Genomic DNA, 11,883 nt, shown 5'->3' on the forward strand with positions numbered 1-11,883 from the left:
AATTGTCTCACTTGTCTTGACTTTACTGACAATGCCAGCCTCGTCAATATCAACCTCAGCTTTAATAAAATTAAAACGATAACCTTTCCAAATCAATCAAAACTGGAAAATATTTATATTGATCACAACAATCTGGAAAATTTGGATTTAAAAAATCAGCTTTCATTGGTTAACCTGGAAGCGCAAAATAACAACCTGACAAAAATTAATATTTCTGATAGTTATAAACTGAAATTTCTTAATCTTGATTATAACAAACTAGCATCGCTGGATCTCTCCCGGCAAGAATCTCTGATTGAGTTAAGTGCCCATCACAACATGATCAATGACCTTATATTACACAATCACCCCATAGTGGAGAAAATCACTTTAAACGACAACCATATTGCACATTTAAACGCGAAAACCACTACAAAACTGGAATATTTAAACTTAAGCAATAACAATTTATTGCCAACAGATGACATTGATCAATTAATATCATCAAAACATCTTTGGCATGTATTAGTTAACGGCATCAACAATGATCCACTTGCCCAAATGCAGTACTGGACTGCAGTAAGAAATATAATTGATGACACTAATGAAGTGACCATTGATTTATCTTATAACCTGGCAATCACAAATATCGATACCAGCGATGAACATCTTGTAGAAGTAAGCGAGAATTCCGAAGGAAATCATATAAAAGAAAATGACTCAATGTCTATTCGTTATAGATCAAAATATTATTCCAGAGAGTACGCCTTAATAGAAGAAGAAACAATATTTTCTGACGCAGAACTAAAAGCTATTCTGCCTATGCGTCGCATGTACGGGGTTGGTGACTATAAGTCAAATTCCTCTTCTCTACCCTCACACTCGGGGCTAAAGGACCCAACGGGCACACCCGTCTGTTATTATATTCATAATGAGGATAAACCTTCCTTAGGTTTTGGTCCAACATCCAATAATTGGTTAAGCCAATCCTTTACAACAGAGTTATAAAACACATCCTGATTTATCAAGGGTAATAAATCATTAAAATAAAGCATTACTACGGAGCAGTTATGAAATTCCCTTCAATATTTAATAAAATAAATCCACAATCCATACAGCAACATCCAGAAAAAAATGAACTTAACTGGATGCTCGAATTAAATCAATGGAAAGCAGAACGCATACTTACAGGTGAAATCCATCGTCCGGAATGCCGAAACGAAGCCGCTAAAAGGATAAATTGTGCTTTTTTGTCGAAACAGAATGATATTGATTTATCAGGACTTAATTTAACTACCCAACCACCAGGGCTGCAAAACTTCACCTCTATCAATCTTGATAATAACCAACTCACACATTTTGATACAACCACCTACGATAGACTCGTAAAGCTTAGTCTGAATAGTAATGCTCTTGAGTCAATAAATTTTCCTCAAGGTAGAAATGTAAGCATTACACATATATCTATGAATAATAATTCTCTCAGAAATATTGATATAGATCGGCTTTCATCAATTACTTATTTTAGTGCGGCACATAATCAACTAGAGTTTGTGCAATTAGAATGTTGCGAAAGGCTGCAGTACCTGAATCTCAGCCACAATCAATTAACTGATATTGTGGCAGGAAATAAAGATGAACTTTTACTGCTGGATCTATCCCATAATAAACTAACAAGTTTACATAATGCCTTATTCCCCAACTTGAATACGTTACTTATCAACAACAACTTGCTTTCTGAAATTAAAATATTCTTTAGCAACTTCTGCAATGTTCAGACATTAAACGCTGCGAACAATCAGTTGGAAAAAATAAACCTTCATTTCCTGACTTATCTTTCATCTATCAAAAGTTTAAGGCTGGACAATAATAAAATAACCCGCATTGACACTAAGAATACATCCGATATTGGAACTTTATTCCCCATAATAAAACAGAGCAAAAACTTAAATTTTTTAAATGTTTCTGGGAAGAACAATTGCCCTACTATGCAGCTCATGTTATTTAATTTATTTTCCCCAGCACTTAAGCTTAATACTGGCCTGGCAATTCTTTCGCCTGGTGCATTTGAAGTTCACTCTGACGGAGTAGATGTGGATAACGAATTGTTTCACTATACTATTAAAGAAGCATATACCCCATATAATATACACACTTATAAAACAGAAGAAGTTGTAAATCAGATGAATATAAAAATTAAAAATATGACATTAGATGAAATAAACAATACTTACTGTAATAACGATTATTACAATGAGGCGATAAGAGAGGAACCGATAGACTTTCTGGACAGATCGTTTTCCTCCAGCTCATGGCCTTTTCAGTGAATAAATCATCACTAATTCTATAAGTGTCTGGTCTTGTTGAGAATATAGTTAATATGCAACCCTTTAGATTCACGATCTGAAGGGTTGAAACATGACATACGTTCAAAGATTAACCCCCGTTTAATGGTTACATTTAGTAACACATATCTGTCTGTTTAATCCACATTCTGCCCCCGCAGTTACGCTTTCTTATCTATTCTTCTAATCAGCACTTCACCTGATTCATCCTTAATTCTAATAACTGGCTATTGCGCCTTACCTCCTGTTTTGTCTTTTTTTCATTACCAATGTGTGCATGTGAGGAACAATATGGCACTGCAAAATGAGAAAAATAGTCGTTATCTTTTACGCGACTGGAAACCAGAAAATCCGGCCTTCTGGGAAAATAAAGGAAAACATATTGCACGAAGAAACCTCTGGATATCAGTCAGTTGTCTACTTCTTGCCTTCTGTGTCTGGATGCTATTTAGCGCAGTTACTGTTAATCTCAATAAAATCGGTTTTAATTTCACTACCGATCAACTCTTTTTATTAACCGCATTACCCTCCGTTTCTGGCGCATTATTGCGTGTCCCCTACTCCTTTATGGTGCCTATATTCGGTGGACGCCGATGGACGGTTTTTAGTACTGCAATCCTGATTATTCCTTGCGTCTGGCTCGGAATTGCCGTGCAGAATCCGAATACTCCTTTTGGGATATTTATCGTTATCGCTTTGCTATGCGGTTTTGCAGGTGCGAACTTTGCTTCGAGCATGGGCAATATCAGTTTCTTCTTCCCAAAAGCCAAACAAGGGAGCGCACTTGGGATTAATGGCGGATTAGGAAACTTAGGTGTAAGTGTGATGCAGCTGGTTGCACCGCTGGTCATTTTTGTACCCGTATTTGCCTTTCTCGGCGTCAATGGCGTACCGCAGGCCGACGGTTCGGTAATGTCGCTGGCGAATGCCGCATGGATTTGGGTGCCATTACTGGCGATTGCCACGATCGCCGCCTGGTCAGGGATGAATGATATCGCCAGTTCACGCGCGTCAATTGCCGACCAGCTGCCAGTGTTACAACGCCTGCATCTCTGGCTGCTGAGCCTGCTTTACCTTGCCACCTTCGGTTCGTTTATCGGTTTTTCTGCGGGTTTTGCCATGCTGGCGAAAACTCAGTTCCCGGATGTGAATATTCTGCGCCTGGCGTTCTTTGGCCCATTTATCGGTGCCATCGCGCGATCGCTTGGTGGTGCTATTTCCGATAAATTCGGCGGCGTGCGGGTGACGTTGATCAACTTCATTTTTATGGCGATTTTCAGCGCCCTGCTGTTCCTTACCTTACCGGGCACAGGCTCCGGTAATTTCATCGCATTTTACGCCGTATTTATGGGGCTGTTTCTGACCGCGGGTCTGGGAAGTGGTTCTACTTTCCAGATGATCGCCGTCATCTTTCGCCAGATAACCATTTATCGGGTGAAGATGAAAGGCGGTAGTGATGAGCAAGCTCAAAGAGAAGCCGTCACCGAAACGGCAGCCGCTCTGGGCTTTATCTCAGCCATTGGCGCAGTGGGCGGCTTTTTTATTCCGCAGGCGTTTGGCATGTCGCTCAATATGACCGGCTCTCCGGTGGGCGCGATGAAAGTGTTTTTAATCTTCTACATCGTTTGCGTGCTACTGACCTGGCTGGTTTATGGTCGGCGGAAGTTCAGCCAAAAATAAGAGATCGATGCCTGACACGTCTTATCAGGCTACAACCGTGTCGCGTCCGACAAGGCATCAGATCCCAATTCATTCCTGGAGCAGGAGTTATGTCATGAGTAAACTTTTGGATCGCTTTCGCTACTTCAAACAAAAGGGCGAAACCTTTGCCGATGGTCACGGACAGGTGATGCATAGCAACCGCGACTGGGAGGACAGCTATCGCCAGCGTTGGCAGTTCGACAAAATCGTGCGTTCCACCCACGGTGTTAACTGTACAGGCTCCTGTAGCTGGAAAATATACGTTAAAAATGGTCTGGTGACCTGGGAAATCCAACAGACCGACTACCCGCGCACTCGCCCTGACCTGCCAAATCACGAACCTCGCGGCTGCCCGCGTGGCGCAAGTTACTCCTGGTATCTCTACAGCGCTAACCGCCTGAAATACCCGCTCATTCGTAAACGACTGATTGAACTGTGGCGCGAAGCCCTCAAGCAACACAGCGATCCGGTACTGGCGTGGGCATCAATTATGAACGATCCGCAAAAGTGCCTGAGCTACAAACAAGTACGTGGACGCGGCGGCTTTATCCGCTCCAACTGGCAGGAGCTAAACCAGCTGATTGCCGCTGCTAACGTCTGGACCATCAAAACTTACGGCCCGGATCGCGTTGCCGGTTTCTCGCCGATCCCGGCGATGTCGATGGTTTCTTACGCCGCCGGAACACGTTATCTGTCGCTGTTAGGTGGCACCTGTTTAAGCTTCTACGACTGGTATTGCGACCTGCCGCCCGCCTCGCCGATGACCTGGGGCGAGCAAACCGACGTACCGGAATCTGCCGACTGGTATAACTCCAGTTACATCATCGCCTGGGGGTCTAACGTACCGCAGACACGTACGCCGGACGCCCATTTCTTTACCGAAGTACGCTACAAAGGCACTAAAACCATCGCCATTACCCCTGACTACTCTGAAGTGGCCAAATTGTGCGACCAGTGGCTGGCACCGAAACAAGGCACTGATAGTGCCCTGGCAATGGCAATGGGCCATGTCATTTTAAAAGAGTTTCATCTCGATAATCCCAGCGACTACTTTATCAACTACTGCCGCCGCTACAGCGACATGCCGATGCTGGTAATGCTGGAACCTCGCGACGACGGCAGCTACGTTCCCGGGCGCATGGTCCGCGCGTCTGACCTGGTAGATGGACTGGGCGAAAGCAATAATCCGCAGTGGAAAACCGTGGCAGTTAATACCGCAGGTGAACTGGTGGTGCCGAACGGTTCGATTGGTTTTCGCTGGGGAGAAAAAGGCAAATGGAATCTGGAATCCATTGCCGCCGGTACGGAAAACGAATTGTCGTTAACTCTGCTCGGTCAACATGATGCCGTTGCAGGCGTGGCCTTCCCCTACTTTGGCGGCATTGAAAATCCGCATTTTCGCCGCGTAAAACACAATCCGGTCCTGGTGCGCCAATTGCCCGTTAAAAACCTGACATTAGCCGATGGCAACACCTGTCCGGTCGTCAGCGTTTATGATTTGGTACTGGCGAATTATGGCCTCGATCGCGGGCTGGAAGATGAAAACAGCGCGAAAGATTACGCTGAAATCAAACCGTACACCCCAGCCTGGGGTGAGCAAATTACCGGCGTGCCGCGCCAGTATATTGAAACCATCGCCCGTGAATTTGCCGATACCGCCCATAAAACGCATGGGCGTTCGATGATTATTCTCGGTGCTGGCGTCAACCATTGGTATCACATGGACATGAACTACCGCGGGATGATCAATATGCTGATCTTCTGCGGTTGTGTCGGGCAAAGCGGTGGCGGCTGGGCACACTATGTCGGTCAGGAAAAACTGCGCCCGCAAACCGGCTGGCTGCCTCTGGCTTTTGCGCTCGACTGGAACCGACCACCGCGCCAGATGAACAGCACCTCGTTTTTCTACAATCATTCCAGCCAATGGCGCTATGAAAAAGTCTCTGCTCAGGAGTTACTTTCACCGCTTGCCGATGCCAGTAAGTACAGCGGTCATCTGATTGATTTCAACGTTCGCGCCGAACGTATGGGCTGGCTACCTTCTGCGCCGCAGTTGGGGCGTAATCCGCTCGGGATTAAAGCTGAAGCCGACAAGGCCGGATTATCTCCCACAGAATTCACCGCCCAGGCGCTGAAATCGGGCGATTTACGTATGGCCTGCGAACAACCAGATAGCGGCAGCAATCATCCGCGTAATTTGTTTGTCTGGCGTTCTAACCTGCTTGGCTCCTCCGGCAAAGGTCACGAGTATATGCAGAAGTATCTGCTGGGAACCGAAAGTGGGATTCAGGGTCAGGAACTCGGTGCCAGCGACGGGATCAAACCAGAAGAAGTCGAGTGGCAAACTGCGGCGATTGAAGGCAAGCTCGACCTGCTGGTGACGCTCGACTTCCGTATGTCCAGTACCTGCCTGTTCTCCGATATCGTTCTGCCCACCGCCACCTGGTACGAAAAAGACGATATGAACACCTCGGATATGCATCCGTTTATTCATCCGCTTTCTGCGGCGGTCGATCCGGCGTGGGAATCACGCAGCGACTGGGAAATCTACAAAGGTATCGCCAAAGCATTTTCGCAACTGTGCGTGGGTCATCTTGGCAAAGAAACCGACGTGGTATTACAACCACTGCTACATGACTCTCCGGCAGAACTCTCCCAGCCGTGTGAAGTGCTCGACTGGCGCAAAGGCGAATGCGATCTGATTCCAGGTAAAACCGCGCCCAATATTGTGGCGGTGGAACGCGACTACCCTGCTACCTATGAACGCTTTACCTCGCTCGGGCCATTGATGGACAAACTTGGCAACGGCGGTAAAGGGATTTCGTGGAATACCCAGGATGAAATCGATTTCCTCGGCAAACTCAACTACACCAAACGTGAAGGCCCGGCACAGGGGCGTCCGCTGATTGACACCGCCATTGACGCATCAGAAGTGATTCTGGCGCTGGCACCGGAAACCAACGGTCATGTTGCAGTCAAAGCGTGGCAGGCGCTGGGCGAGATCACCGGACGCGAACATACCCATCTGGCGCTGCACAAAGAGGACGAGAAGATTCGCTTTCGCGATATTCAGGCGCAGCCACGTAAAATTATCTCCAGCCCCACATGGTCTGGTCTGGAAAGCGATCACGTCTCCTATAACGCGGGATACACCAACGTTCATGAGTTAATTCCGTGGCGCACGCTGTCGGGACGCCAGCAACTCTATCAGGATCATCCGTGGATGCGTGCTTTTGGTGAAAGTCTGGTGGCTTATCGCCCGCCTATCGACACCCGTAGCGTCAGTGAAATGCGCCAGATACCGCCAAACGGCTTCCCGGAGAAAGCCCTTAACTTCCTGACACCGCATCAGAAATGGGGCATTCACTCAACCTACAGTGAAAACCTGCTAATGCTGACGCTCTCTCGCGGTGGACCGATTGTCTGGATCAGCGAAACCGATGCCCGTGAACTGACCATTGTCGATAACGACTGGGTGGAAGTGTTTAACGCCAATGGCGCGCTGACGGCCCGCGCGGTGGTCAGCCAGCGTGTACCGCCGGGCATGACCATGATGTATCACGCCCAGGAACGCATTATGAATATTCCTGGTTCGGAAGTAACTGGCATGCGCGGCGGCATTCATAACTCGGTCACCCGCGTTTGTCCGAAACCAACGCATATGATTGGCGGTTACGCGCAGCTGGCCTGGGGCTTTAACTACTACGGCACCGTCGGCTCGAACCGCGACGAATTCATCATGATCCGCAAGATGAAGAACGTTAACTGGCTGGATGATGAAGGTCGCGATCAGGTTCAGGAGGCGAAAAAATGAAAATACGTTCGCAAGTCGGCATGGTGCTTAACCTCGATAAATGTATTGGCTGCCATACCTGTTCGGTGACCTGTAAAAACGTCTGGACCGGACGCGAAGGCATGGAGTACGCATGGTTTAACAACGTCGAAACCAAACCGGGCATTGGTTATCCGAAAAACTGGGAAGATCAGGAAGAGTGGCAAGGCGGCTGGGTGCGTGATGTGAATGGCAAGATCCGCCCGCGTCTGGGCAGCAAGATGGGCGTAATAACCAAAATCTTCGCCAACCCGGTGGTGCCGCAGATTGATGATTACTACGAACCTTTCACCTTCGACTACGAACATTTGCATAGCGCACCGGAAGGCAAACATATCCCTACTGCTCGCCCGCGTTCACTGATTGACGGCAAACGGATGGACAAAGTGATCTGGGGGCCAAACTGGGAAGAATTGTTGGGCGGCGAATTCGAAAAACGCGCCCGTGACCGCAACTTCGAGGCCATGCAAAAGGAGATGTACGGGCAGTTTGAAAACACCTTCATGATGTACCTGCCGCGCTTGTGCGAACACTGTCTCAATCCCAGTTGCGTGGCGACCTGCCCAAGCGGCGCTATCTACAAACGCGAAGAAGACGGCATTGTGCTGATCGATCAGGATAAATGCCGTGGCTGGCGTTTGTGCATTAGCGGTTGTCCGTACAAAAAAATCTACTTCAACTGGAAAAGCGGCAAGTCAGAAAAATGTATCTTCTGTTACCCACGAATTGAGTCAGGCCAACCCACCGTGTGCTCAGAAACCTGCGTGGGTCGCATCCGATATCTGGGCGTGCTGCTTTACGACGCCGACCGCATCGAGGAAGCGGCGAGCACCGAGCGCGAAGTTGACCTCTATGAACGCCAGTGCGAAGTGTTCCTCGATCCGCACGATCCCTCGGTGATCGAGGAAGCCCTGAAACAAGGTATTCCACAAAACGTGATTGACGCTGCCCAGCGTTCGCCAGTCTACAAAATGGCAATGGACTGGAAACTGGCGCTACCGCTGCACCCTGAATACCGCACCCTGCCGATGGTCTGGTACGTTCCGCCGCTGTCACCGATTCAGTCCTACGCTGATGCGGGAGGTTTGCCGAAAAGCGAAGGCGTGCTGCCCGCCATCGAAAGCCTGCGTATTCCGGTGCAATATCTCGCCAATATGTTGAGTGCCGGTGATACCGGTCCGGTACTGCGGGCGCTGAAACGGATGATGGCGATGCGCCACTATATGCGTTCACAAACCGTGGAAGGCGTTACTGATACTCGTGCCATCGACGAAGTAGGTCTGAGCGTCGCCCAGGTCGAAGAGATGTATCGTTACCTCGCCATTGCCAACTATGAAGACCGTTTTGTCATCCCGACAAGCCATCGGGAAATGGCGGGCGATGCCTTCGCAGAACGCAACGGCTGCGGTTTTACCTTTGGCGACGGTTGCCACGGCTCGGACAGCAAATTCAACCTGTTCAACAGTAGCCGTATCGATGCCATCAACATCACCGAAGTGCGCGACAAAGCGGAGGGCGAATAATGCAGATCCTCAAAGTGATCGGCCTGTTGATGGAGTATCCGGACGAGCTGTTGTGGGAATGTAAGGAGGACGCGCTGGCGTTGATCCGCCGCGACGCACCGATGCTTACGGATTTTACCCGCAACCTGCTTAACGCGCCGCTGCTGGATAAACAGGCCGAATGGTGCGAAGTGTTTGACCGTGGACGTACCACATCGCTGCTGCTGTTCGAACATGTTCATGCCGAGTCCCGCGATCGCGGCCAGGCAATGGTGGACCTGCTGGCGGAGTATGAAAAGGTCGGTCTGCAGTTGGATTGTCGAGAACTGCCCGATTATCTGCCGCTGTATCTGGAGTACTTAAGCGTACTGCCGGACGATCAGGCGAAAGAAGGCTTGCTCAACGTTGCGCCGATCCTCGCCCTGCTTGGCGGACGCTTAAAACAACGCGAGGCACCGTGGTACGCGTTATTTGACACCCTGTTGCAACTGGCAGGAAGCCCTCTGTCAAGTGACAGCGTCACAAAACAGATTCGCAGTGAAGAGCGTGACGACACCCGCCAGGCGCTGGATGCGGTGTGGGAAGAAGAACAGGTGAAGTTTATTGAAGATAACGCCACGGCGTGTGACAGCTCGCCGCTTAATCAATATCAGCGACGCTTTAGCCAGGATGTCGCGCCGCAGTATGTCGACATCAGTGCGGGAGGTGGGAAATGATTCAGTATCTGAACGTCTTTTTTTACGATATCTACCCGTACTTGTGTGGCACGGTTTTTATCCTTGGAAGCTGGCTGCGCTACGATTACGGGCAGTATACCTGGCGCGCCGCCTCCAGCCAGATGCTGGATAAACGTGGTATGGTGCTGTGGTCGAATCTGTTCCATATCGGCATTTTGGGGATTTTCTTCGGGCACCTGTTCGGCATGTTAACGCCGCACTGGATGTACGCGTGGTTTTTGCCAGTGGCAGCGAAACAACTAATGGCGATGATCCTCGGCGGAATATGCGGGGTATTGACGCTGATTGGCGGTGCGGGGCTACTGGTGCGTCGTTTAACAAATCCGCGTATCAGGGCGACGTCTTCTGGTGCGGATATCCTGATCCTCGCCATTTTGTTAATTCAGTGCATTCTTGGGTTAACCACCATTCCTTTTTCAGCACAACATCCGGACGGCAGTGAAATGATGAAGCTGGTGGGCTGGGCGCAAAGCATTGTCACTTTCCAGGGCGGTGCATCTACGCATCTTGATGGTGTCGCCTTTATATTCCGCATTCATCTGGTGCTTGGAATGACCATCTTTCTGCTCTTCCCGTTCACCCGACTGGTGCATGTCTGGAGCGCGCCGTTTGAGTACTTTACTCGTCGGTATCAGATTGTGCGTTCGCGGCGTTAATTCTCTCGCGGGCCGGATAGCTCTTCGCTCTCCGGCCACTTGCAGGCTATGATAGTTCTCCAGCCACAGGAGAACATTAATGAAACCGCAGGTTTACCACGTCGATGCTTTTACCTCTCAACCGTTTCGCGGCAATTCTGCCGGTGTTGTTTTCCCCGCCGATAATCTTAGCGAAGCGCAAATGCAGCTTATCGCCCGCGAGTTAGGTCATTCGGAAACTGCTTTTCTGCTGCACAGCGACGACAGCGATGTGCGCATCCGCTACTTTACGCCAACGGTTGAAGTTCCGATTTGTGGTCACGCGACAGTAGCTGCGCACTATGTACGTGCAAAGGTGTTAGGTTTAGGAAATTGCACCGTCTGGCAAACGTCGCTGGCAGGAAAACATCGTGTGACTATCGAAAAGCAAAATGATGATTATCGTATTTCGCTGGAACAAGGTACTCCAGGCTTTGAGCCACCGCTGAAAGGTGAAACACGTGCAGCGATTATCAACGCGCTTCATCTCACTGAAGACGATATTTTGCAAGGCTTGCCAATCCAGGTGGCTACCACAGGACACTCAAAAGTGATGATTCCACTGAAGCCGGAAGTGGATATCGACGCCCTTTCGCCTGACCTTGCTGCGCTGACCACAATCAGCAAACAGATTGGCTGCAATGGTTTCTTCCCGTTCCAGATCCGCCCAGGCAAAAACGAAACCGATGGTCGCATGTTCTCGCCTGCGATTGGTATTGTGGAAGATCCGGTGACTGGCAATGCCAATGGCCCGATGGGTGCATGGTTAGTACATCACAACGTATTGCCACACGATGGCAACGTGTTGCGTGTTAAAGGCCATCAGGGGCGCGCATTGGGGCGTGATGGTGTAATTGATGTGACGGTGACAATTCGAGATAACCAACCGGAGAAAGTCACCATTTCTGGCACAGCGGTGATTCTTTTCCATGCCGAATGGGAAATTGAACTCTGAAACCTTTACCTGATGCGCTTCGCTTATCAGGTCTACAACCGGACTAATGTAGATACTGTTATGGCCTGCAAGTTTTTTCCTGGTCCGGTTTCCCGGATTGCAGGCATGCCAGACACAGCGCCGTCAGGCGCTGTTGTTTCATCCCTTCCGCGATTTTT

At 49.1% G+C, this 11,883-nt stretch carries 7 protein-coding genes and 1 pseudogene; all 8 read left to right on the forward strand.

Annotated elements, in window-relative coordinates; genetic code table 11:
- Positions 1–318: 318 nt before the first annotated feature.
- Positions 319–606: pseudogene (locus tag ACJHYW_RS01900) on the forward strand (leucine Rich Repeat family protein); the annotation flags it as partial.
- A gap of 443 nt (positions 607–1,049) precedes the next feature.
- Positions 1,050–2,306 (forward strand): leucine-rich repeat domain-containing protein, encoded by a 1,257-nt coding sequence (locus ACJHYW_RS01905; RefSeq protein ID WP_000671703.1) that lies wholly within the window; start codon positions 1,050–1,052, stop codon positions 2,304–2,306.
- Positions 2,307–2,615: 309 nt separating this feature from the next.
- Positions 2,616–4,004, forward strand: coding sequence for a nitrate/nitrite transporter NarU (gene narU / locus ACJHYW_RS01910; RefSeq protein WP_001207900.1), 1,389 nt, complete (start codon positions 2,616–2,618; stop codon positions 4,002–4,004).
- Positions 4,005–4,098: 94 nt separating this feature from the next.
- Positions 4,099–7,839 (forward strand): nitrate reductase Z subunit alpha, encoded by a 3,741-nt coding sequence (gene narZ, locus ACJHYW_RS01915; protein ID WP_001361907.1) that lies wholly within the window; start codon positions 4,099–4,101, stop codon positions 7,837–7,839.
- The gene (gene narH, locus ACJHYW_RS01920; RefSeq protein ID WP_000702551.1) at positions 7,836–9,380 is read left to right on the forward strand and encodes a nitrate reductase subunit beta; all 1,545 of its coding nucleotides are present in this window, start codon (positions 7,836–7,838) and stop codon (positions 9,378–9,380) included. The genes narZ and narH overlap by 4 nt, the downstream gene beginning before the upstream one ends.
- The gene (gene narW / locus ACJHYW_RS01925) at positions 9,380–10,075 is read left to right on the forward strand and encodes a nitrate reductase molybdenum cofactor assembly chaperone (protein ID WP_001166366.1); all 696 of its coding nucleotides are present in this window, start codon (positions 9,380–9,382) and stop codon (positions 10,073–10,075) included. Before narH ends, narW begins: the two co-directional genes overlap by 1 nt.
- A complete protein-coding gene (gene narI / locus ACJHYW_RS01930; RefSeq protein ID WP_000617131.1) occupies positions 10,072–10,752 on the forward strand; it encodes a respiratory nitrate reductase subunit gamma in 681 nt (226 codons plus the stop codon). Before narW ends, narI begins: the two co-directional genes overlap by 4 nt.
- A gap of 79 nt (positions 10,753–10,831) precedes the next feature.
- Entirely contained in the window at positions 10,832–11,725 is an 894-nt protein-coding gene (locus tag ACJHYW_RS01935) for a PhzF family isomerase (RefSeq protein WP_000804421.1), read from the forward strand.
- Positions 11,726–11,883: the final 158 nt, after the last annotated feature.

Source organism: Escherichia sp. WS3063 (genome assembly GCF_046486595.1).
In the GTDB taxonomy this organism is placed as follows: domain Bacteria; phylum Pseudomonadota; class Gammaproteobacteria; order Enterobacterales; family Enterobacteriaceae; genus Escherichia; species Escherichia coli.

What these genes read in the sequence shown, in the direction of transcription:
- narH (WP_000702551.1), top strand. Translation starts at nt 7,836, where the DNA reads ATGAAAATACGTTCGCAAGTCGGCATGGTGCTTAACCTCGATAAATGT.
- narW (WP_001166366.1), top strand. Translation starts at nt 9,380, where the DNA reads ATGCAGATCCTCAAAGTGATCGGCCTGTTGATGGAGTATCCGGACGAG.
- narZ (WP_001361907.1), top strand. Translation starts at nt 4,099, where the DNA reads ATGAGTAAACTTTTGGATCGCTTTCGCTACTTCAAACAAAAGGGCGAA.
- ACJHYW_RS01905 (WP_000671703.1), top strand. Translation starts at nt 1,050, where the DNA reads ATGAAATTCCCTTCAATATTTAATAAAATAAATCCACAATCCATACAG.
- narI (WP_000617131.1), top strand. Translation starts at nt 10,072, where the DNA reads ATGATTCAGTATCTGAACGTCTTTTTTTACGATATCTACCCGTACTTG.
- ACJHYW_RS01935 (WP_000804421.1), top strand. Translation starts at nt 10,832, where the DNA reads ATGAAACCGCAGGTTTACCACGTCGATGCTTTTACCTCTCAACCGTTT.
- narU (WP_001207900.1), top strand. Translation starts at nt 2,616, where the DNA reads ATGGCACTGCAAAATGAGAAAAATAGTCGTTATCTTTTACGCGACTGG.